Annotated in this window: 17 protein-coding genes; 3 read left to right on the top strand and 14 right to left on the bottom strand. The window is 39.1% G+C overall.

Annotated features, from left to right (window positions below):
* Positions 1-70: 70 nt before the first annotated feature.
* The 4 genes from ACGHCK_RS07835 to ACGHCK_RS07820 all read right to left on the bottom strand — a co-directional run bounded on the left by ACGHCK_RS07835 (position 71) and on the right by ACGHCK_RS07820 (position 11,788).
* Entirely contained in the window at positions 71-7,117 is a 7,047-nt protein-coding gene (locus tag ACGHCK_RS07835) for a mucin-binding protein (RefSeq protein ID WP_394304522.1), read from the bottom strand.
* A 393-nt stretch (positions 7,118-7,510) separates the two neighbouring features.
* Positions 7,511-7,948, bottom strand: coding sequence for a hypothetical protein (locus tag ACGHCK_RS07830; protein ID WP_271327989.1), 438 nt, complete (start codon positions 7,946-7,948; stop codon positions 7,511-7,513).
* Positions 7,949-7,958: 10 nt separating this feature from the next.
* Complete coding sequence (locus ACGHCK_RS07825; RefSeq protein ID WP_251421597.1) at positions 7,959-9,464, bottom strand: S-layer homology domain-containing protein; 1,506 nt, start codon at positions 9,462-9,464, stop codon at positions 7,959-7,961.
* Positions 9,465-9,739: 275 nt separating this feature from the next.
* Entirely contained in the window at positions 9,740-11,788 is a 2,049-nt protein-coding gene (locus ACGHCK_RS07820) for a KUP/HAK/KT family potassium transporter (RefSeq protein WP_271327990.1), read from the bottom strand.
* A gap of 570 nt (positions 11,789-12,358) precedes the next feature.
* Between ACGHCK_RS07820 and ACGHCK_RS07815 the strand changes: the two genes are divergently transcribed.
* Positions 12,359-12,799, top strand: coding sequence for a hypothetical protein (locus tag ACGHCK_RS07815; RefSeq protein WP_251421603.1), 441 nt, complete (start codon positions 12,359-12,361; stop codon positions 12,797-12,799).
* Between the two features lie 3 nt (positions 12,800-12,802).
* Positions 12,803-13,651, top strand: coding sequence for an ISL3 family transposase (locus ACGHCK_RS07810; RefSeq protein ID WP_394304523.1), 849 nt, complete (start codon positions 12,803-12,805; stop codon positions 13,649-13,651).
* Between the two features lie 412 nt (positions 13,652-14,063).
* On the opposite strand, the gene ACGHCK_RS07805 is transcribed toward ACGHCK_RS07810, so the two are convergent.
* Genes ACGHCK_RS07805 through ACGHCK_RS07795 form a run of 3 tightly spaced genes read right to left on the bottom strand, consistent with a single transcriptional unit; the run spans position 14,064 to position 16,419 of the window.
* Entirely contained in the window at positions 14,064-14,744 is a 681-nt protein-coding gene (locus ACGHCK_RS07805; RefSeq protein ID WP_251421606.1) for an ABC transporter ATP-binding protein, read from the bottom strand.
* Between the two features lie 2 nt (positions 14,745-14,746).
* On the bottom strand, positions 14,747-15,820 hold the full coding sequence (locus tag ACGHCK_RS07800; RefSeq protein WP_251421609.1) for an ABC transporter permease: 1,074 nt from the start codon (positions 15,818-15,820) through the stop codon (positions 14,747-14,749).
* A 35-nt stretch (positions 15,821-15,855) separates the two neighbouring features.
* Positions 15,856-16,419: a TetR/AcrR family transcriptional regulator gene (locus ACGHCK_RS07795; RefSeq protein ID WP_251421612.1), complete on the bottom strand. Its 564-nt coding sequence runs from the start codon at positions 16,417-16,419 to the stop codon at positions 15,856-15,858.
* Positions 16,420-16,644: 225 nt separating this feature from the next.
* Here ACGHCK_RS07795 and ACGHCK_RS07790 point away from each other — a divergent pair, with 225 nt between their 5' ends.
* Entirely contained in the window at positions 16,645-16,848 is a 204-nt protein-coding gene (locus ACGHCK_RS07790) for a CsbD family protein (RefSeq protein WP_271327991.1), read from the top strand.
* A gap of 40 nt (positions 16,849-16,888) precedes the next feature.
* On the opposite strand, the gene ACGHCK_RS07785 is transcribed toward ACGHCK_RS07790, so the two are convergent.
* The 7 genes from ACGHCK_RS07785 to acpS form a co-directional block, all read right to left on the bottom strand.
* Positions 16,889-18,967 (bottom strand): sensor histidine kinase, encoded by a 2,079-nt coding sequence (locus tag ACGHCK_RS07785; protein WP_251421615.1) that lies wholly within the window; start codon positions 18,965-18,967, stop codon positions 16,889-16,891.
* Entirely contained in the window at positions 18,945-19,634 is a 690-nt protein-coding gene (locus ACGHCK_RS07780) for a response regulator transcription factor (protein WP_251421619.1), read from the bottom strand. The genes ACGHCK_RS07785 and ACGHCK_RS07780 overlap by 23 nt, the downstream gene beginning before the upstream one ends.
* A gap of 219 nt (positions 19,635-19,853) precedes the next feature.
* Positions 19,854-20,642, bottom strand: a complete 789-nt coding sequence (locus tag ACGHCK_RS07775; RefSeq protein ID WP_271327992.1) for a Cof-type HAD-IIB family hydrolase — start codon at positions 20,640-20,642, stop codon at positions 19,854-19,856.
* Positions 20,643-20,700: 58 nt separating this feature from the next.
* Positions 20,701-20,940 carry a hypothetical protein gene (locus ACGHCK_RS07770; RefSeq protein ID WP_251421623.1) on the bottom strand — a complete coding sequence of 80 codons (240 nt, stop codon included), beginning with the start codon at positions 20,938-20,940 and terminating at the stop codon, positions 20,701-20,703.
* Positions 20,941-21,056: 116 nt separating this feature from the next.
* Positions 21,057-21,491, bottom strand: coding sequence for a Spx/MgsR family RNA polymerase-binding regulatory protein (locus tag ACGHCK_RS07765; protein ID WP_251421626.1), 435 nt, complete (start codon positions 21,489-21,491; stop codon positions 21,057-21,059).
* A 142-nt stretch (positions 21,492-21,633) separates the two neighbouring features.
* The gene (alr, locus tag ACGHCK_RS07760; protein WP_251421629.1) at positions 21,634-22,746 is read right to left on the bottom strand and encodes an alanine racemase; all 1,113 of its coding nucleotides are present in this window, start codon (positions 22,744-22,746) and stop codon (positions 21,634-21,636) included.
* Between the two features lie 22 nt (positions 22,747-22,768).
* On the bottom strand, positions 22,769-23,131 hold the full coding sequence (gene acpS / locus ACGHCK_RS07755) for a holo-ACP synthase (RefSeq protein ID WP_202231244.1): 363 nt from the start codon (positions 23,129-23,131) through the stop codon (positions 22,769-22,771).
* Positions 23,132-23,205: the final 74 nt, after the last annotated feature.

Below are 23,205 nucleotides of genomic sequence, written 5' to 3'. Positions count from 1 at the left end.
GCGAGAAAAATTATGTAAGATTTCTTAGCATTTCTTGACATCACTCCTGCGTTTCTTCATAAAGATACTATTAATCCTCTTTTCCTTTACGCTTCTTGGCAAGAAGAATAGAAGTCGCTACAGCTAACAAGCCTAATACTCCCCATACAAGTGATGCTAAGAGGCTCTCTCCAGTTGCAGGAAGTTTCTTCTCTACTTTTGTTGATTTTGTATTATTATCAACATTTTTCTGGCCTGTAGACTTATCACTTTCTGGTTTATCCTTATTAGAATTGTCACTCTCATCTTTTGGTTTTTGCTCATAATAAACATTAACCTCAGTTGAATCTGTATCTGGAGTGACAGTTTCTTTAGCCACCTCGCTCACAGAAGGGGAACCATAGCCTTGGGCGCTGTAGTCTGGAGAAACAAGCTTATCCCAGACATTAGAAGTTGTGGTCCATGAAGCATCACCTTCTGTCGTATCTACCTTGCCGTCCCCATTGGTGTCATAGCCAAGCAGTTCGCCTGTCACTTTGTCCACAACTGCGGTACGGGTATAGGTCACCGTTTGAACCTCTTGTTTGAGGAGCTTGCCTGTCTTCTTGTCCACATAGTTGATGGTCCGCGTGATCATCTTCGAAAGGGAAGACTTGTCAGTACCTTCTGGCCATTTCGGTCCGTCTGGCTGATTTGGATCAATTGGACTGCCCGGTGTACCCGGTTGTTCTGGAGTCACAACTGTAGTTTCATGTTCATAATAAACATTAACCTCTGTGCTCTTACTGTCTGGAGTGACTGTCACCTTGTCCACTTCACCCACAGAAGGCGAGCCATAGCCTTGGGCGCTGTAGTCCGGAGAAACAAGCTTATCCCAGACATTAGAAGTTGTGGTCCATGAAGCACTATCTTCGGTCGTGTCTACCTTGCCATCACCATTGGTGTCATAGCCAAGCAGCTCTCCTGTTACTTTGTCCACAACTGCAGTACGAGTGTAGGTAACCGTTTGAACCTCTTGTTTGAGGAGCTTGCCTGTGTTCTTGTCCACATAGTTGACGGTCCGCGTGATTGTCTTCGAAAGGGAAGACTTGTCGGTGCCTTCTGGCCACTTCGGTCCGTCTGGCTGATTTGGATCAATTGGACTGCCCGGTGTGCCCGGTTGTTCTGGAGTCACAACTGTAGTTTCATGTTCATAATAAACATTAACCTCTGTGCTCTTACTGTCTGGAGTGACAGTTTCTTTAGCCACTTCACCCACAGAAGGTGAGCCATAGCCTTGGGCACTGTAGTCCGGAGAAACAAGCTTATCCCAGACATCAGAAGTTGTGGTCCATGAAGCATCATCTTCGGTCGTGTCTACCTTGCCATCACCATTGGTGTCATAGCCAAGCAGCTCTCCTGTTACTTTGTCCACAACTGCAGTACGAGTGTAGGTAACCGTTTGAACCTCTTGTTTGAGGACCTTGCCTGTGTTCTTGTCCACATAGTTGACGGTCCGCGTGATTGTCTTCGAAAGGGAAGACTTGTCGGTGCCTTCTGGCCACTTCGGTCCGTCTGGCTGATTTGGATCAATTGGACTGCCCGGTGTGCCCGGTTGTTCTGGAGTCACAGTTGTAGTTTCATGTTCATAATAAACATTAACCTCTGTGCTCTTACTGTCTGGAGTGACAGTTTCTTTAGCCACTTCACCCACAGAAGGTGAGCCATAGCCTTGGGCACTGTAGTCCGGAGAAACAAGCTTATCCCAGACATTAGAAGTCGTAGTCCATGAAGCCGCATCTTCTGTTGTGTCTACTTTTCCGTCACCATTGGTGTCATAGCCAAGCAACTCACCTGTTACTTTGTCCACAACAGCGGTACGGGTATAGGTCACCGTTTGAACTTCTTGTTTGAGGACCTTGCCTGTATTTTTGTCCACATAGTTGATGGTCCGGGTGATGGTCTTCGAAAGGGAAGACTTGTCGGTGCCTTCTGGCCACTTCGGTCCGTCTGGCTGATTTGGATCAATTGGACTGCCTGGTGTGCCCGGTTGTTCTGGAGTCACAGTTGTAGTTTCATGTTCATAATAAACATTAACCTCTGTGCTCTTACTGTCTGGAGTGACAGTTTCTTTAGCCACTTCAGCCACAGAAGGTGAGCCATAACCTTGGGCGCTGTAGTCCGGAGAAACAAGCTTATCCCAGACATTAGAAGTCGTAGTCCATGAAGCCGCATCATCTGTTGTGTCTACTTTGCCATCCCCATTGGTGTCATAGCCAAGCAGCTCGCCTGTTACTTTGTCCACAACTGCAGTACGGGTGTAGGTCACTGTTTGGACCTCTTGTTTGAGGACCTTGCCTGTGTTCTTGTCTACATAGTTGACGGTCCGGGTGATGGTCTTCGAAAGGGAAGACTTGTCGGTGCCTTCTGGCCACTTCGGTCCGTCTGGCTGATTTGGATCAATTGGGCTGCCCGGTGTACCCGGTTGTTCTGGAGTCACAGTTGTAGTTTCATGTTCATAATAAACATTAACCTCTGTGCTCTTACTGTCTGGAGTGACAGTTTCTTTAGCCACTTCAGCCACAGAAGGTGAACCGTAGCCTTGCGCACTGTAGTCCGGAGAAACAAGCTTATCCCAGACATTAGAAGTCGTAGTCCATGAAGCCGCATCATCTGTTGTGTCTACTTTGCCATCCCCATTGGTGTCATAGCCAAGCAGCTCACCTGTTACTTTATCCACAACAGCAGTACGGGTGTAGGTCACGGTTTGAACTTCTTGTTTGAGGACCTTACCTGTCTCCTTGTCTACATAGTTGATGGTCCGGGTGATGGTCTTCGAAAGAGAAGACTTGTCGGTACCTTCTGGCCACTTCGGTCCATCTGGACGATTTGGATCAATTGGACTACCCGGTGTGCCCGGTTGTTCTGGACTTACAGATGTAGTTTCATGCTCATAATAAACATTAACCTCAGACGAGTCTGTACCTGGAGTGACTGTCACCTTATCCACCTCACTCACAGAAGGTGAACCGTAGCCTTGCGCACTGTAGTCTGGAGAAACAAGTTTGTCCCAGACATCAGAAGTCGTCGTCCATGAAGCGGAATCTTCTGTTGTGTCTACTTTTCCGTCACCATTGGTGTCATAGCCAAGCAACTCACCTGTTACTTTGTCCACAACAGCGGTACGGGTATAGGTCACCGTTTGAACTTCTTGTTTGAGGACCTTGCCTGTATTTTTGTCCACATAGTTGACGGTCCGGGTGATGGTCTTCGAAAGGGAAGACTTGTCGGTGCCTTCTGGCCACTTCGGTCCGTCTGGCTGATTTGGATCAATTGGATTGCCTGGTGTGCCCGGTTGTTCTGGAGTCACAGTTGTAGTCAAATGAGACAAGTAGATGTTTACTATTTGATCTTGGTTCTTATCATTATCAAACTTAGAAGGCAACTTATCAACACTATCTACTTTGTAGCCTTTACTTTCATAAGCTTCAGCAATTTTTTGCAAGTCTTCTTGAGTTTTGCTCAATGGTGCATCAGTGTCGCCACTGTCAAATAAAACTGAACTTTCTAGGTTAGTTTTTGTTGTGTCATCAATAACGTTGTACAAGACTCTTTGACTCTGTGCTTTCACATAAACGTATTCATTCTGTGTAACGTTTGAATCAAAATCATAACTACCACTTGTTGCCCCTGAATCTGCACTCACTAAATCATACCCTTTAGGGACAGCAAGAGTGTTTGTATAAGTTTCTCCAGAGTAACCGGTTAATGTTTGAAGAGCGTCTTTTAATTCTATGCCATCTTCAGGTTTCCAATCACTTGTTTTATCACTTCCACTTACATTAATATAATGGATTTGAACTTTTTGTTCATCTCTAGCATAGAGATAAGTGACATCATTAGTATCATCGGTCAACGTTCCAGAAGCAGGTGCAGAGTTTTGAGCTAGACCTTTATAAGTATATCCGGGAATATCTTTTTTCTGAGATTGATATGTTTTATAAGCTGGATTCGTTCCATTAGTATCCACCCCAGTAATCGTTTCCGTATCTGCCAATACATTACCGTTTGAAGTTGTACCATCTGTTGTTTCTACATAATGTACATTAATCTGCGGAATACCGTAAATTTGAGCTTTCATCGGGGTATTTGTGCTTAAGTCACTGCCCTCAATTGCACCCTTAGCATAACTGTAGCTTTGTACAGTTGCAGTGTCAGCAATCTTCGTATTTTTAATGTCAGCAACCGCTATAGGTAGATAGCCCGCCAATACATTTTGAGAAGCTAACTTATCTGAAACAAGAGCAACAGAACGTACTGTAGACCAATCATTTACTTTACTCTCATCCACCCAATCACTGGTCGTTAAATCTAGCGTTTGATAGGACCCACTTTTAGGAAGAGAATACGTTTTTGTAGAGTAGAGGACTCTTGCTCCTGTTCCTTGGATTCCATTTACAGGTCCTGTTAAGTTAAGTGTAAATTTATCACCGTTTTCAACACTTGGTAAAACAGCAACTTCCTGGGCATTTGTATAGTCTCCAGGTGAACCATTGGTCACTGATAACATAATACGTCCAGAGTTGTTATCGTCTGAGTCATCAGATTTCAACCCTCTGTCAAAGCCAGCACTCCCAGTTTTCTCCGTGTAAAAAGTATTTTCCCCTGTTTTGCTTCCCGCTATTCCTACTTTTGCAGCAATATGAGCTGGAGCTGTAACTGTCCATTTCATCCCAGTAGAACCATCATAAGTTTTTCCACCATAGACAGGATGAAGCTCATCCTTATTGTTGTCTATCAATTGTGAAATCCAATGAGAAGTTACACCAGTTGCGGGAGCAGCGATATCGCTAACTTTCCACGGCAACGCATCTGGAAACATAAACGCCCTATCTGGGTTTGTGTCTGCTGGGATTGTAACAGTATATTGTGAAAAATCTAACTTTGTTAAATGTTCACCAGTCGTTGGGTCTATTCCCATATCGGTAATTACCGGAGAATATTTCTTCCCATTATATCTCCAACCCCAATCTCCAAGTTTACTTTGGTCAAGGTCTATCATTCCTTTATCTACACTACTTATGATTATGGTAGGCAATTTAACATCAGCTGTAGCTCCGGCAATAGCTGTTCCAGGGATTAATATTCTTCCGTCTATACTGTTAGTCAAGGTTGTTTCTTTATTAAGCAACGTCCACTTCGCGCCAGTAGTAAACGTTTGTCCCTGAGTATATGTACCAGAAATATTGTAGTCAAGTGTGTTCCTTACACTAAATTGTGAAGAACTTACTGTACTTTCATCAAAGTATTTTAAATGTCCTACTACGCTTATATCAGTATTAGAGGTCACACTGTGAACATCTAGTTGGATAGGAACTCTGTCTCCGTTATTATAAGCGCCGTCTTCAATAACAGCATTTCTTAACTGAACTTGAATGTTATTTCCTGCAAGGATTTTAGCTTGGGCTGAGATACTTTTAATATGCGCTCCGGCCGAAATAGCTGAAGTAATAGCTGCATCAGCACTATTCAAGGAGCTCACTGTGTACGTACTGCCATTGTCCATAACAACAGTAAAAGGCCCATTGTTATTCTCATTTCCACTATCACTTACGATTCCTCTTGAAATAGTAGAAAGAACAATATCCGTTGTATTTCCACACCATTTTTCTGGAAGTGTTACTTTATAATCTCGCAGCTCATTTGTCTGGTTTACAGTTGTATCCAAGAAATCAACTGCCACTGTAGGAAGGGTTGTAATTTTATTGACAGATGTGTCTGATGTCTTCCCTGTGACAAATCCTGTTACTCCCGTATCTTTACTGATTGTTTTTGAATAAAAACCTGCATGGTCTAAATCTAAGCTATTTGCATCATAGCCTTCTAAAACCCCGCCATATTTTGCAGTCATCGTACCTGGGTTTGCAGAACCAATAGTGATATCAGAAAAACTTCCTCTGCTTACAGGAATATTTCCAACTGTTCCATCATAATATTGTGGATGAAGAGATAAGTCCGTTGAGAAATTATATGTACCAGCTTCAGTTCCTGTGGCAAAATAGCCGTACAAGTACAGAAAAGCTTCATTGTACCGGTTGTAACCTCCACCAACTATATCAGATACGATAATGTCAGAACCTGCTCCCCCTGGTTGTGTCAAACCGCTTGGAATTGGTGGAACTGCACTTCCGTCTGTTGGAGCATTGGCTTGAGTATCTAAATAATTGGCAACAGAAGCTCCTGTAAGGACAAATCCCTTTGGTACATGAATGACACCTGACATTTTAGCATGTATTGCTTGGGTAATTTGTTGACTTGAATCCGTAAAATCTGGTGTTGTCTTTATGCCCAAAACAAAGTTATAGGTCGAATTTCCATCTGCTGTAAAGACATTATTAGACACTGCTGTGTTATGAACTCTGGCAGTTGCACTACTTGTTGTAGGATTTACCGCAATGATGTTACCTGAAACAGTCGTCGCGTCACTGGTTACAGTCACGGGTAAAGTAGTAGAACCAGGAGCAAATTGAGCATTGTTTCCTTGAGTTCCAAAATAGTAAGAAACATTGAACGATGCAGTGATATCAGTTGTTGCCGTATAAGTTAATACTGTATTTTCCCCACTTTGAGATTTTGACACAGTCATACCTGCAACAGCATCATATGTTGAGACCACTATTCCTTTAGGAACAGTTATTGTTATCACTTGCCCAGCAGTAAAATTACCTGCAACTCCAAATTGTTTAGATTCGGCTGGACTACTCGGCCATCCTACACCATCAGAGGTCAGATTAAAACTGACATCATGTTCAGTAGTTGTCGTACTTGCATTCATATCTAAACTAAGATTCATAGCTTCTGCTGCAGCTGTAGATACTCTGCGTAGTTTTCCTACTCCTTCGGTACCGCTTCCCTTATCTGTTTCTGTTGAAGCTGCCTCATTTGTAACTGTGTTCGGCTTAACATTATCAGCTGATGAACCAGTATTTGGGGCACTCGTGACAGAAGTTTCTCCCTCTAAAGGATGAGTAATGACATCCGCAGCACCTAATATATCAGATGGTCCGAACAATACCATGATAAATACTGCACCAGATACACACCATTTCTTCCCGGATTTCCACACCCTGAATCCTTTGATACACTTATCTTTGAACATCCTTAGTTCCTCAAACCTTTCCTTTTTATGTCTCTTGCAATTTTACACAAAAAAGAGCCCCGTTACTCTCCGTCTTGCAAAGTTTGGGTTCTTTTCTTTTTCTAACTTTATCATAATAAAGTTTCTAATTCAAGGTTTTTAATTTATCTTTCATTTCTTTTTGAGGTTTCTATCGTTACATTTACGTTAAAATAACATTTACTTTAAATTTGTTTTTCTGATAGAATTTACTTGCCTGTATCCAAAAAATCGAGAAATTAATATTTCTCGATTTCACTGTTGCTAGGGCATCATTCTCATAACTTTATTAGCAATTATTGATGATTTCTAAATTTTTTTGAACATTCCCAATAAATGACGGCAATCTTCTTTTAGAAGTTTTGTCAGAAATATTTAATGTTCATTTTTCGCTAATACTTCTTTTACATTTTTTACGAAATCTTTAGTTCCTTGCGAACGTTTCCATATCCCTAAAATTTCCTCATTCGTTAATGAATGCGAGTCAATCCCTGCCTCGTATAAAATAATACGTGCTTTCCCTAAATCGGTTGTCCTCCCTTCTTCAGTTCTTACAGTGTCCTCTGACTTAGGAGCTTGGGGATCATCTGATACTTTAGCATCTTCCGCCCTATCACTTTTCTTGGGAGTGTTTTCTTTTGGACTTGTTGATTCCTTTGTTTTAGCTGGCTTAGATTGCTCTGTACTTTTTTCACTCTTAGGCATTTCTGAGCTTGATTGTTTTGGGGATTGCCTCTCTGTTGCTTCATGGTTACATCCAGATAAGCCCAAAAAACTTATGCCTAAAAGAAACATCACGACTAACTTTTTCATGTCCTCTCTCCTATTTAACTGCAAAGACGGGTCTACCTGCGTTCCAATCCATTGCATCTTGACTAGGACGTCCCCACAATTCATTTAAACTCGTTTTACCTGTGGGATAGAATAATCTACCATAAGGATCGTTAACATTTACCAGACCGTTGTTGTAGTCAGAAACAACTACTGCATGACCAATCCCTACATTGATGTAAAAAACCAGTGGATAGCCTGCTTTCAGCAAGGAAGCGGCTCTTTCCTTAGTATGAATCACCTCAACACTACGGCCATATGACTTTGCAGTATTTATCAAGTCCCTACCCGAAAGACCAAAACTTTCGCGACTAATAGTGTCAGCTTTTTTAGCAACAATTCCTGGGTCCACATTCATTCCATAGCTGCCTCGTAAAATCATCGCGAGACTAGTAGGAACGCAGCCTGATACCCCTACGTTAGATGCATTCAATCTGATATTTTTCCATCTTGAATCGAGCTGAGAATAATATACAGGCTGATTCGCATAGGGTTGTGGAGCTGGGGGAAGTTTCTGATTATTTACTGTGACATTATAAAAGCGATAAAGGAAGGCGGCCATCTCCCCACGTGTAATGTCTGCATCAGGATTGAAGGATGTCGGTGTATATCCTGTCGTGATTCCTTTCGAACTTAGCCAACCAATGTCATTCTTAAACATACTGTCTTTGACATCCCAAAATCTTGGATTATATTTTCCAGAAACAGGAGCTTTTCCTGATACTTTTGCCATTCTGTGCAGAAATGCAGCCATCTGTCCTCGTGTTACCTTACCTTTTGGGTTATAGTACGGTGCTGTTCCATTTGAAATATTTGCTGCAGTCAACCAAAGAATTTGATTTTTATACTGGCTTACATCTGTATAAACGTTAAATGGAGGATTATAGGCTGGAGCACCTGCTAGTCGGTAAAGAAATACAGCCATCTCCCCTCGAGTTACTTTCGCTTCGGGATTATATGTTGTTGGCGTATACCCTGTCGTAATTCCTCGACTATATATCCAATTGATATGATTTTTAAATATCGACCTTGATGTATCTCTAAATGGAGAACCTGAATTTTTTACTGGTAATTGCTTGAGCCTTACAAGAACCTTTGGAAGATTTTTTCCTGATAAACTTTTTTGAAAAGTTCCTTTCTTGCTGGCTTCTTCCATACCATCAGCTTTCTTAGGCTTTTCAGTCGTCTTTCCCTCTATAACGTTTTCATTTTCACTTGAACTGCTTTTCTCTGCTTCACTGTCTACTTTTGAAGAACTTTCATCCTTGGAACCGCTATTTTCATTTGAACTCTCTGGTGGAAGCCCCTTATCATCAGCTATCTCTAAATCATTCGTATTAAAGCCACTGTCTTCTATAACGTTCTTTTCAGAACTAGAAGTTATTTGGACCTGGTCTTCCTTAGTATCTAAAAACACTTCACTTGCCTCTATCACTCCGCCCTGTGCTGAAGACATTATCAAGATACTGAGCATTAATATTTTTTGATATTTTTTCACGTTTTGTATCCCCTAACTTTATTTTTCATAAATTCCTATGAACTCTGTTTACTCTATCACTGTCTTTTACTCATAGTATTATAATATCACAATTTTTCACAAAATTTTTTCATTCTTTGATTATTTTAGTAGAGGCTGTAAAGTGTCCATTGATTCTAAAGCAAAAAAGTAACTGGGAAAATCGCTAAAACTGATGAAAAAGTTCTTCTATTTAAAATTCATGAAAATAAAACTACATGATTAGGGATTTCTCTTTTATTTTTTACGATTTATTCTTATTTTTCAGCGGTATGGTTTTCGTTTCTCACATTTTCAAACGTATCTTCCTCGGTTTCTTCCGTTTTGACACGCTCATAAATATCTAAATTATGTACGTCTGATAAAATTAATGGCACTCTTTCCAAAGAAACTTCTGAGAACTGTAAACCAAACCAGCGATCTGGCGTCGCTGTGTATCGTTTGATGGCAGCTTTTGCCTTCAGCACAAATCGATCAAAACTTGGAAGCTCTTGTGCATTTGTCACACGTTCTTCAATAACAACAAATCTAAAATCACCAACATTTCGGCCTGGCATTGTCGTATATTTTTGTTTTTGTTTAGGTAATCTTCCTGATGCGATTAAGTCTTTCACTATTGTTCTCAGATAGCGCGGCACCTCTTGTTTCATGCGAAAACCTAAGTAAAGATGAACTTTGACAATGTAATCTGTTCCCATCATGTCGACTTCATATTCTGAAGTCCACGGCTCATCCGTAACCTTGACGTTCACAAACCAATAAACCTCTGCTTTCTTTGGTCTTTTATCCAAAATAGAATACAAGATGGAGCGATCAATAAAATCCCCCTCCATTTTGTTGCTCAAATAGACAATATTGGTCTGATAAAGATCCATCTCTCTGTCTTCTTTTAAAGCCTTGAGCTGTCCTTTAAAGTCATTGAGATTCAAAGATTTTATATATCTGTTCACACTTTTATTTGATTGAAACCAGATAAACATCACAAACACAATCAATGCTGCCATGATGACAACAACATAGCCACCATGGACAAATTTTGCTGCAGAGGCGATAAAAAAGATGAATTCGATACTGGCAAAAAAGGCAGCAATTAAATAAGACAATACTCTATTAACGCCTTTGTAAATCAAATAGTAAGACAAGAGAACTGTTGTCATCAACATAGTAACAGTAATCGCCAAACCATAAGCTGCCTCCATATGCTCGGCACTTCTGAAATACAGGACAATGCCGCTGGTTGCCACCCATAAGGCAAAATTCACTGCTGGAATATAAAGCTGTCCTAAAGTTTTTCCTGGGTAGTAGATGCGCATCATTGGCAGAAGTTTTAAACGAATCGCTTCTGAAACCAAAGTAAATGATCCTGAGATTAAGGACTGGGAAGCAATAATCGAGGCAAAAGTCGCTAAAATAACCGCATAAATCATCATCTCAGAAGGTATAATCACAAAGAAAGGATTCATCCCTTCCAAGTCTCCTCCCTTATGCGCGAGCAACCAAGCCCCTTGACCACAATAAGACAAAACAATAGACAGCTTGACAAAAGGCCAGCTCCTATAAATATTTCCTCGCCCTACATGTCCAAGGTCAGAATAAAGCGCCTCTGCCCCTGTTGTAGCCAAAAAGATAGAACCCAAGATAAAGATACCAGCCTTATTTTCTGGACTTAGAAGAAGATGCAGAGCATAGTAAGGATTGATAGCCTTAAAAATCTCTAGGTTTGTCAAAGAATTAAAAAGGCCTGTTACAGCTAAAAAGGCAAACCAAATAAACATTATCGGTCCAAACATCTTCCCAACAAGTCCTGTACCAAACCTTTGGATAAGAAAGAGAACCGCCAAAATAATAAGCGTGGTCACAACAACCCATGATTGACTGGCGTAAATTTCTCCTAATCCTGGTACTCCCTTTAAGCCTTCAACAGCAGATGTCACTGTGACTGCCGGTGTTAAAGCCCCATCTGCAAGCAGAGTCGCTCCTCCAATCATGGCTGGTATGATTAACCATTTGGCCATACGACGCACTAAAGTGAAGAGTGAAAATATTCCCCCTTCATGATGATTATCCGCTTGGAGTGCAATCAAAACATACTTAACCGTTGTAATCAGTGTTAAAGTCCAAATAACTAGCGATACGGCCCCTAAGATAAAACTCTCCGAAACATTTTGAAGGCCGCCCTGTCCTGAAACAATCGACTGCATGGTATATAAAGGACTTGTGCCAATATCACCATAAACTACGCCAAGCGCAATAATAAAGCCTGCTGAAGTGGCCTTATTAAACGACTCGTCACTCGAATAACTCATACAAAACCTCTTTCATTCAAAGGGGAGAAGTCAATGCTTCTCCAGAAACTTTACAAGATCACAAAAGCTAATATTATCTCAGTTTCTTAGAATCATTATATCAGTTTCCGAAAAAAACGGGAGAAAATAACTTTAATTTCCATATGCCTTAGTCTTTTTCCACCAGAGCTTTTGCCTCTTACACTGTTCTCCCTCCAATCACGACCCGTCTTAAGTTTGAAAAAGTTCCACAAACGTACAATATATCAGTAGCCACACTAAAACACTGTGATAGAGAAAGTTTATTGCCAGATATCACACAAAAATCAGAAATCCGACAATTCTCAATCAAAAAATCGAAAGCCTTAGGGCTTTCGAATGACTAAAAAAGTTAGCTTTAAACACTAAGGTTATCCAACCATTTATAGAATAAATATGGATAGGTCAGCAATAAACCATTGTGCTAGAAAAAATGGTTCTGTATACTGTATGGTGGTAGATGAAAATCTACTGCCATTTTTTTGTAGGAAAAAAGCCATAGAAATTCGCTAAAATGGAGTTACGACACAAACACTTTAGTTAAGGATTCCTATGACTCATTCAGATTCTATCACACTTTCGCTCGACTTGAAAGCCTCAGACCTCGATTTCCCTTTAGAAAATTTTATCCGATATGGTTTTGCCAAAATAACAGGACAACATGAAGCACAAATTTTTACCGCCACTTATCGACCTAAAACTACAATTTGCCCAGCTTGTGGAGTGATGAAAGAGGCAAGAAAAGTACGTGCCTATTCCACTTCAGAAGTCCTCCTCACACCTTCTGGACATCGTCCAAGAGTTCTCGAATTGACCAAGGCAAAGTATAACTGTGGAGATTGTGACGCTACATTTACACCCACACCTTATTTTATTGAACCTCGAGCCAATGTGTCTTCTGTTCTTAAAGCAGCTATCTTGATTGATTTCAAAGTCAAAATGTCTATGCGTGATGTTGCCAGCCGTTACTTTGTTTCCCCTGCCTTTTGTTAGAAAATTCTTGATCGGATTTCCCTCAAACAAAAGTTTAGGAGTCTACCAAAAGTTCTCTGTTTTGACGAATTCAAAGCCACTCAAAATGACGACAATGGGCTTGCTTTTGTCTACGCAGATGGTCTGACACATGACATCTTAGATATTTTAGAGTCTAGAAAACAAGTGGACTTAATAGCTTATTTTCTCAATTTTCCTAGAAGTGAGCGTTTGAAAGTCAAAACAATTGTCATGGATATGAATGCTTCTTACCCTGCCCTCATGACCCTTTTTCCTCACGCACAACTGCTTATTGATGGTTTTCATGTCATCCAGCAATTATCAAGAGCTTTCAATCAACTTCGTGTTAAGGAAATGAAGAACTTGAAGAAACTCAAAGGCGACAATGGCAAGATTTATCGTAAGCTAAAAAAATACTGGCGACAGCTGCTCAAGTGGAACGGCAAGGTCAATTACCAAAAGCGTAAGCAATTTCTGCTTTTCAGGGGCGAATGGAGAACGGAAGGTGAGGTCATTGATGCCCTTTTGAGCTACTCTCAGAAGCTCCAAGAAGCCTATATGGTCTATCAGAATGCCTTGGATGCCTTTGCCAATAAGCAAGCAGACGACTTTTTTGAGGCTATTGAAACCATGCCTGAAAGCTTACCAGAGGACTTTAAAATTAGCTGTCGTTACTTGCTTAAACACAGAGCTGCCATTGGTCGTGGGATTCTTTCGCCTTATTCCAACGGCCCACTCGAAGGGAAGAATAACCTTTGTAAGCTCATTAAGCGTATTGCCTTTGGCTTTGGGCGTTTTGACCATCTTAGAAAACGGATTTTACTTCAACAAATTCTCTCAAAAACAAACTAAAAAACTGCCCGAAGACAGTTTTTCAAGTGATTGATCTGTAACTCATTTTACTTTTACCACCGCAGAGTTGACAGAACCGAAAAAATTCCCCTATCATTTACTTGAAAATATTCAAAAAAGTTATCGTAACTTACACTTTTGAAGCTAAAGACCATAGAGCTGAATATTGCCCTATGGTCTTTTTTGTCTTATGGAAGTTCTTTTAGAATATTGTCAGAGATTCTGTCTTATGAACCTAAATTAGGATTCAATGTTGCAAGAACAGTTTGAAATTCATAAGTGTACCTGCATCCAGCCTAACATTAACTTTGATAAAAATTTGCCTAATAGTCTAGGGTTTCTCCCCAAGTTTCGAAGAAAAAGGCAGAAGGACTGGCTTCACCTTACTCTTTATTTCTGTATCTCTCAAGTTCTAAATCTCATCTACTCTAAAGAGGTTCCCGTCTTCAATCCTGTACACACTGTCACTATTTTTTATCATCCGTGCATCATGGGTCACCATAATAGTGGCTTTATTTTTTTCATGTGCTTCTTTTCTCAAAATATCCACAACTTGGTAAGCTCTTTCTGTATCTAAGCTGGCTGTTGGTTCATCAGCTAAAATTAAGCTTGGATCATTGTAAAGTGCACGTGCGATTGCAACACGTTGACGTTCTCCACCAGAGAGCTCTCCAGGATATTTATCTTGTAGTTCTAAAATATCTAAGGAGTCGAGCATTTCATCTATTTTTCCTTGATTGATATTCTTTTTATTTATTTTATCCACAAGTTTCAACTGTTCTTTGACAGTCAAGTAAGGAATGAGGTTCGAAGCTTGTAGGATAAAGCCAACTTCTTTAAATCTTACTTTGGAGCGTTCTTTTTCTGACAGTTGATTAAAGTCAATTGTATTGATTTTTGTTGTTCCTGTTGTTGAAGACTGAAGCCCCCCAGCGATTGTTAAGAAAGTACTTTTACCAGAGCCCGAAGGACCAATGATTGAGATAAACTCCCCAGCTTGTACCCGTAAATCAATGCCTTTCAAGGCTTGAACTTCTGTTCGCCCCTTACCAAAGCTCTTTGTGACTTTATCCATATGTAGAATATCTTTCATTACTAACCTCCAATCGCTTGTGTAGGATCAATCTTTCTTATCGTATACAGTGAAAATACAGAACCCAGTATGGACACGATAATCAATACGAAACCATAAATTGTCCAGATAGAAAAATCAATTGCAAATGGCATAGCTTGCGGGAGCACGAAACTTGTGAGATAGCTCCCACCAAAAGCTGCAACTACACCAACCAATGCCAGCCAAAAACTTTGCCATAAGATAGACTTCATAATAAGGAAATTTGAAATCCCTTGCGCCTTCATAATCCCAAAGATGGGAACTTTTTGTAGCGTGATGACATACATAAAGACGGCAATAATGAGCAGCACAATCAAGAACAAGAAATAAATCATGGCGCTGAGTGTTGTTTTCTGTGCGGAGTAACCAGGAATGTTGTTGATAAGTTCAGAAGTTGTGATGACTTTTAATTTATCTGAGCTTGAACCTTTCAAGCTTACTTGACCAGATTTTACAATGACACCATTCACAGAAGCTTCTGCGGCGGCTGTGTTCATATTTTTAATTGCGGACAAAGTAGTGAATGAACTGTAGACGACAGGTGTTGCTGAATAGTAAGTCGGTTTGGCAATGCCAACAATTTTTAACTCTGTATCGTTATTCCCTACCTTTATCTTGTCCCCCACTTTATAACCCTTGTCGGCAAGGTTTTCTGGGATGACGACTTCTTTTTTATCTTCCGAAAAATCGTTGCCTTCTTTTACATTTGGTAGAATATCAGAGCCAATTGGAAGCGCCATGACTGTAATATTCTCTCTTTTATTTTCTCCTTGATTGATCGACGTTGAAAAAATCGAAACGGGAGATAATTCGTCTCCTTCAATATTATCTAACTCTGTTTTTGAAATTTGAGAAGCAGATAAAATATTATTCGAACTGTCTGACAGAACAATCTTTTCTGCATTCCAATCCACTACAGCTTGTTTAAACTGGTCCGCAAGGCCAGTCGATAGACCTGACAATATGAAAACAACATAAGAAACCAAAAAGATGATTGTTGCTATCAACGTGTACCTTGTCTTGTAATAAAATATTTCTTTAAGTGATAAAAACATAATACAACTCCTTGAAGAACTTCACGTTCTCTTCTTTATTGATGATTTTGACTGCCTGAGAGACCATTCATAATCACTGCAACTTCACTGTCATAGTGCGCAACAAATTCTTGATCACTCCACTCTTCTGCAAACAGTCTGTAGACAAGATCATGCACAACTGCTTTGAACACGGAAATCATTGGCGAAACAGGCTCTTTACTTACAAATGTTTGAGGATTATACTTTTTCCAAGCTAAAGTCAATTCGTGATTCCAATCTAAAAAGCGATATTTATAGATGGCGTAATTTTCATTATGCACGAGTTCCTTTAGTAGTAAATGCTTGTATTCGTCTAGGGCTTGTTCAAGCGGATATTTTTGGATTGCGTCTAAGAAAAGCTGGTGAAGCTCACGTGTCTCTTGAGACAGGACATACATATAACAATCCGTTAAATCTTCAAAATATTGATAAAAACTTCCACGAGGAATGTCTAAACTTTGCACAATATTTCTTACCGTTGCTTGATGAAAGGGTTTATCCGCAAACTCTGTCTTACAAGCCGCGTAAATTCGTTGCTTTTTTTCTTCTGGAAGCTTTAGATATGTAGCTTTAGGCACTTTATTTCCTCCTTCTCTTATCAAAATGACACAGTGTCACTTTAGGGTAAATTTTAACAGTTTAAGCATTAAGAGTCAAATATATGAGCTTATTTTATTCCATTCTCATTTTTCAAACTTTGTATGATTCTAAAATAAAAAAAATTTGTAAGTTGAATATCTTGCAAAAGCAAAATATAAGCAGTAGAATAAAGATGGAAATAAAATAATAAGGAGGAGTTTTGTATGGTCGACAAAGGTACAACAGATAAACTTAAAGGTAGCGCTAAAGAAATTGTTGGTGATGTTACAGGTGACAACAAGAAAAAAGCTGAAGGCTTCCTTGATAAAACGATCGGTAAGGTGAAGGAAGTTGCCGCAGACATCAAAGAAGCCTCTGAAGATGCTGTGGAAGATGTAAAAGAAAAACTTGAGCATCATAAAAAGTAAGATAAAAAGCACTGTACGCAGTGCTTTTTATCTTTTAAAATTACAGGCTTGGCAAAGAAAGAATTATTTTGAACAAGTCCCCATCTGTTTCCAAAAGGAAATGGCCGTCATGAGCTTCCACAATCGACTGAGCTATAGCTAGCCCCAAGCCTGAACCTGTTGTATTCCTTGATAAATCCCCTCTTTTAAAACGCTGCGACAATTCTTGACTATCTTCTCCTAATTCTTCTCGCGAAATATTTTTAAAGATTAAATCAATCATGCCTTTATCATTTTTATGTCCCGAGATATAAACTCTCGTGTTCTCCATAGAGTACTTCAAAATGTTGTGGATTAAATTTTCAAACACTCTCCACATCTTATCCCCATCAACCGAAGCAAACAGTTCCTTATCTGTTTGTGTGATAAATTTCAAAGAAGAAGATTCTATTTTTTCAGAGAGCTCAGCCAGTGACTGATCGAGCAATTGTACAAGGTCGACCTTACTTTTTTTCAGTTCAATATTGCCGCTAGCCATTTTTGAAACTTCAAAAAGATCATCAATAAGAACTTTTAAACATTTTGATTTTTGGTCGATAACTTCGACATACTTATCCTTTTCATCTTGAGAAAGGTCGGCATTACGCAATAAATCAACAGAAGTGATGATTGAAGTTAAGGGTGTTCTTAAATCATGTGAAACATTCGTAATGAGTTCTGTCTTCAAACGTTCACTTTTTATTTGCTGACTTTTGGAAGATTTCACCTCTTCATTGATTGTTTTGAGATTTTCAGAAATTTCTCGAAAAACAGTTTTTCCCTTGGGCTTGATGTTTAACATTTCAGCATTTTCCCCTTGAGCAATCACCTCAATAATTTTTACTGTCTGATTAAACATGGCCAGCCTTCGCAACAAATAAATGAAGATAAGCAAAAGATAAATCACAAGCACGAACAAGTAAAGAACAATGGCTTGTCCTCCCCACATCAGTGCGAGCAGAAAACCAAGGAAGGCTGCCACCATACTCCAGAAAATGAACCAAGCTTTTGAACCTGTTGAAAAATTGCTGGCAGCATCTTTTATGAGAGAGAGGCTTCTAGCAATGTAGGTTTTCTTCCAGTTTTCTCTATCCTTTGCCTTGTGGTAAATCACCCAACCTACAAGAAAGAGCAGATAGAGCACCAAGAAAGCCCAACAATATGCTTGCAGAAAAGGTATAAGATTCCATGTGACTTTAGCTTCATGTATGAGTGATAAGTAAAGGAGAGAAAGGAACAAGGCAATGAAAATCTCTCCATCAAGGGCTATTTTATCCCATGATTTGACTTTCTCCAGAAGCGCATCTTCTCCTTTTTCTGTTTTCTTCCAGTAAACAAGGAAGGCTGCAAAACTTAAAATGCTCACGCAAAGAAGACCTATCGTCAGATTTTTCATCTCTGTAAAACTTTTGAAAGATGCTCTTTGATCAAAGTTGCTATTTTTTAATATAATAATTTGACCTTCAAAGCGATTTTGACCGTCAAAACTAAGTTGGCTTATATTCCCTTTAAATAAAGTTTTCGCTGTTGCAAAAGTTTTATTTTCAGAGATGTTATCAAGATGTTTCCCCGATCTGGTTTCGGTCAGTTGATAGTTAATATCTGAGGAAAGATCTTTATATTGTGGCAGCCAATCTGCTTTTTGCTGCGCGATTAATTCTTTCTTCTGCTCCTTTATTTTTTCTGTGACGTATTTGTCGTCTGTGAACAACTTATCCACTTCATTTAACTTTTTATTTTGCTCCTCCTCAAGTTTCCTTACAAGTGATTTGTCGCCAGATTCTTTCGCTTTACTGAGACGTTCAAGGAAGACAGGATCCTCTTTAATCGTTGCCACTTGCGTATACTTATCCGGTTGATTCATCCGGTATTCTTCAATATCTTCTGTTGTCACCTCTATTGGTAAATTAGGATTTACCTGAGTATTCATTAACGCTTCTTCTAAGGTTGAAATTTCTTCTTTGAAGTATTTTGACTGAAAATAATCATTAAAAATATATTGTTCAGCATTTAGAACTGTAAAAACTAAACTGTTTACTCCTAAAAGCAGCAAAGCTAGCCCGATACTCACTGCAAACTTATTTTTCCATTTTATAACCAATGCCCCACACCACCTTTAAATACTTTGGATCTTTTGGATTTACCTCTATTTTTTCACGAATTTTTCTTATATGTACAGCCACAGTATTTTCTGCATTAAATCCTGGTTCTTGCCAAACCCGTTCGTAGATTTCCGTAATAGAAAAAACTTTTCCAGCATTGCAAGCCAGCAATTCTGTAATTTTGAATTCTGTAGGTGTTAACTTTATCAATTCCCCGTCTACTCTCACTTCCTTCCCTTCTTGATCAATGGTCAGTCCACGAAGCCGAATTACTTTTTCTTCTTTTTCGTAACTTCCCAAGGAAGTGTATCTTCGGAGCTGCGACTTAACGCGAGCAATTAATTCCAAAGGATTAAAAGGCTTGGTTAAATAATCATCAGCTCCAATTTGTAGGCCTAAAATTTTATCCGTGTCTTCACTTTTAGCACTCAGCATCAGAATCGGAATCTGTTGTGATTGACGGATTTTAAAAGTGGCTTCAATACCATCGAGCTTAGGCATCATGACGTCCATGATGATTAAATGAACTTCTTCTTTATCCAGAACCTCCAGTGCTTCAATACCATCTTTTGCTTGAATGGCATGGATTCCTTCATTCTTTAGATAAAGTGCAATCGCTTCACGTATGTCTTTCTCATCATCCACAATTAGAACAGTATGATTCATGTTTCCCCCATTTCCACTTGATGAAATTAGTATAACAGAAATTTATGAACAGTTTTTAGCTTAATTTCTTAATACTTTCTTAAGTTTTTATGTTAAAGAGCGTAAAATAAAAAGTACGTTTCTGTGAAAAGAACCTCCTCAAACAGATTCTACTGTATAGTTTTTACAGTATCTATTTTACTTGGTTCTTTTCACAGAAATTGCACTTTTTTCCATTTTTCACTGAATAATTTTTTCAATCTGAGAAAGGACTGCTTTCTCCTTATTACTGCCTATAATCCACTTCGCTCTTGCTTTCGCTTGGTCATTGGCATTGGCTACAGCATAGGAATAGCCGGACATTTCCAACATTTCAAGATCATTATTCGCATCACCGAAGGAAGCTAAGTTTTGAGGAGAAAGTTCAAGCTCTCGCAAGACTTTCTCAATAGCTGCACCTTTATTGCTACCTTCAAGAACGATATCCAGATAGATATTCCCACTCGTCACAGCCTTTATCCCTTTTTTAAAATAACTATTCAGTCTTGCTGTGACAGTAGCTAACTCTGCTTCGGGGATAATTGTTGCAAATTTAACCACAGTATCTTCTGGTAGCTGCTCAAAAGAAGAGAGAAGTTCTAGTTTTTCATAATATTTATGAGCAAAAGTTTCAAACTCTTCTGAAACACTCTCTAAAGTATAAGCGCTCTTCGCACCACAAACAACGACAGGAATCTTTAAATCTGCAAGCAAGTCGAGAACTTGGCTCACCTCTTTTGGGTTAAAACTTGCGACTATCTCCACTTCATCATTAATGGTAATGATTCCGCCATTTTCAGAGATAAAAATAATATCTTTAATATCTTCAAAATAAGACTTTAACTTAAAATATTGATTACCACTTGCCACGATGAAGCGAATCCCTTTGGCATTCATTTTTTGCTGCAGGGTAGAGAAGTACTTTTTATCATAAGTAGATTTTTCATCCAAGAAAGTGCCGTCCATATCTGTCGCAATAGCTGTTATCATTTTATTTACTCCTCTATATTCTGAATCTATTTTATCAAAATATAAACTTTTATGTTGGTTATGTTTCTCTTTCGGTTACTTTCACAAAATAGAGAAAAAACGCAATGCTCACCAGTTTCTCTGTGGCAGTAGTCAAAGCTATTGTAACTTCTCCTTCTAAATTATTTGCTCTTTGTAAATGTAACCTCATCTTCTGAAAGAAACTCTGTACGCAAGGACGAACCATATTCTTAACTTCATTATCAAAACTTTCATCCAAAGAAACATTATGACTGGTTTCAATGCTGTTCTCTTTCAAAACAGTGCCCTACTTCCTAAACACCAGTATATTTTTGAGTTTTCAGCCTATCAGTCATTATGGCTGCTAAAAAGCACAATAAAATAAAAATGAAACATTCACATTTCACTTTTATTTTATTGCGCTTTTTCTTCTAAAGTACGTTCCACATCTAACTGGCGGATATTGTATGTCGCTTCAAGCATTTCCACACGTCGAACAGAACGGGGTAAAAATTTTCGGATGTCATCCTCATTGTAACCCACTTGAAGTCGCTTATCATCAAGAATCAATGGGCGACGTAAAAGTGTACGGTTGTCCTCAATTATAGCGACGAGTTCATGAAGAGAGAGACGTTCAAAATCTAAAGATAAGCGCTTATAAGCACGGCTTCTTGTCGATATTATCTCCTCCGTGCCATTTTCAGTCAAAGATAAAATATTAAGGAAATCTTCTGGATATATTTTATCTGTTACCAAATTAATTTCTTCAAACTCTAATCCATGATTAGTTAGCCATTCTTTGGCTTTTTTACAAGAACTGCAAGCCATGACAGTGTATACTTTTATCATATCCTTTTCCTCACCTTTCTTAATTTTATCTCATTTGTATTTAACATAATTATATCATTTTTAAACAAAATGTCAAACTGACTAAATTTTGTAGTATTTTATATATAAACGTAACAAAATAAGAACTGCATCAAAGCAGTTCTTATTCCTCATATACGCGGTAAATTCTATCTGATAAGAGACAAATAACTTCGTAGCCGATAGTTTTCCGCCAATTTGCGATATCCTGAACCGTAATCTCTTTATCCCCGTTTTTCCCTATCAAGGTCACTAAAGTTCCCATGTCATAGTGTCGCGGGAGACGAATCGTCATTTGATCCATAGAAATGCGCCCGATGATTTCACAAAAATGTCCATCAACAAGAACCTTAAAGCCTTGCATATCACGTGTCCAACCATCCGCATATCCTATAGAAACTGTGCCCACATAGGTGTCTTCTTCTGCACGGAAAGTTGCTCCATAGCCTACTGTATCTCCTTTATGAATTTTTTTCACATGGGTCAGTTCTGAATGCAAGCTCAAGGCCGGCTCTAACTCATAGGGCAATTCTAACTCATCGCCACTTGGATTTAAGCCGTACATAGCCAGACCAACGCGTTCAATATCCTGGACATCCTGATTTTGCCATAATCCTGCTGCAGAATTTGTGGAATGCACATACTTTGGTCGATGACTAAGTTGACTTACCAAAGCATCAAATTTGGCTTTTTGTTCTTCAAACTGTGTTGTGTCTTTTTCATCGGCCGTTGCATAATGTGTAAAAATCCCCCGAACACTAATGTTATACTGTTCCGCAAGCGCAATAATTTGATTTGCTTCCTCAGCCGTTGTCACACCAATTCTTCCCATACCTGTATCTACCGCGATATGAATTCTCAGACGCGAAAAATGCTTATTTTTATTGGAAGCAATGACTTGTTGAAGCCACTCTAAACTTGGTGCAGTCAAAGTAATGTGTTGGCTGGCAGCAATTTCCGCGTGCTCTGGAACAATACCTGATAAAACTAGAATTGGTTTGATAATCAGCTGCTGGCGAAGTTCAATAGCTTCATCAAAATTTGATACACAAAAACCATCCACAATTCCCTCAATATGCTGTGCAACCGCAACTGCACCATGACCATAGGCATTGGCTTTTACAACTGCCCAAAGTTCTGGTTTATCCCCAATGTGCTTTCGCATCTTTTTGACATTATTCTCAATCGCTGATAATTTAATGACGGCTGGTGTGTGACGATGTGGTGCTGCTTTCATAATATCTATCCCCTTTTTGTTTTCAATCTCTACTTTCCAAAAGAACCATAGCCACTGCTTCTTGGTTACTATGTGAGATACTCAAATGTGCCTGTCCAGCAAAGGGATGCTTTAAAAAATAAGGTTTTCCTTTATCATTTTTAGAAATTTCTATTTGATGAAAAGAAAGCTGACTGTCAAAGCCTGTTCCCAATGCTTTGGAAAAGGCTTCTTTTGCTGCCCACCGTCCAGCTAAAAACTCCATCTGGCGTTTTTTTGAGGTAAAACTTTCAAAATGAGCAAACTCGCTTATTGTTAAAACTCGCTGTGCAAATTTAGCATTGTGTTCCACTGCTTGGATAATGCGAGATATTTCAACATTATCTATCCCTATACCGTAAATCATTCCTCTATTATATCAAAATTTTAAACACTTTATTTTAATTTTTTCTTTTACTCTCAGAAACAAAAAAACAGCAG

Source organism: Lactococcus muris (genome assembly GCF_042849115.1).
In the GTDB taxonomy this organism is placed as follows: domain Bacteria; phylum Bacillota; class Bacilli; order Lactobacillales; family Streptococcaceae; genus Lactococcus; species Lactococcus muris.
Note: the sequence above shows the minus strand (reverse complement) of the source record. Positions and strands in the feature narration are given on the sequence as shown.

Excerpts from the sequence above, each read along its gene's own strand:
- ACGHCK_RS07835 (WP_394304522.1), bottom strand. The coding sequence starts at position 7,117 with ATGTTCAAAGATAAGTGTATCAAAGGATTCAGGGTGTGGAAATCCGGG.
- ACGHCK_RS07830 (WP_271327989.1), bottom strand. The coding sequence starts at position 7,948 with ATGAAAAAGTTAGTCGTGATGTTTCTTTTAGGCATAAGTTTTTTGGGC.
- ACGHCK_RS07820 (WP_271327990.1), bottom strand. The coding sequence starts at position 11,788 with ATGAGTTATTCGAGTGACGAGTCGTTTAATAAGGCCACTTCAGCAGGC.
- ACGHCK_RS07815 (WP_251421603.1), top strand. The coding sequence starts at position 12,359 with ATGACTCATTCAGATTCTATCACACTTTCGCTCGACTTGAAAGCCTCA.
- ACGHCK_RS07805 (WP_251421606.1), bottom strand. The coding sequence starts at position 14,744 with ATGAAAGATATTCTACATATGGATAAAGTCACAAAGAGCTTTGGTAAG.
- ACGHCK_RS07800 (WP_251421609.1), bottom strand. The coding sequence starts at position 15,820 with ATGTTTTTATCACTTAAAGAAATATTTTATTACAAGACAAGGTACACG.
- ACGHCK_RS07790 (WP_271327991.1), top strand. The coding sequence starts at position 16,645 with ATGGTCGACAAAGGTACAACAGATAAACTTAAAGGTAGCGCTAAAGAA.
- ACGHCK_RS07780 (WP_251421619.1), bottom strand. The coding sequence starts at position 19,634 with ATGAATCATACTGTTCTAATTGTGGATGATGAGAAAGACATACGTGAA.
- ACGHCK_RS07775 (WP_271327992.1), bottom strand. The coding sequence starts at position 20,642 with ATGATAACAGCTATTGCGACAGATATGGACGGCACTTTCTTGGATGAA.
- ACGHCK_RS07765 (WP_251421626.1), bottom strand. The coding sequence starts at position 21,491 with ATGATAAAAGTATACACTGTCATGGCTTGCAGTTCTTGTAAAAAAGCC.
- alr (WP_251421629.1), bottom strand. The coding sequence starts at position 22,746 with ATGAAAGCAGCACCACATCGTCACACACCAGCCGTCATTAAATTATCA.
- acpS (WP_202231244.1), bottom strand. The coding sequence starts at position 23,131 with ATGATTTACGGTATAGGGATAGATAATGTTGAAATATCTCGCATTATC.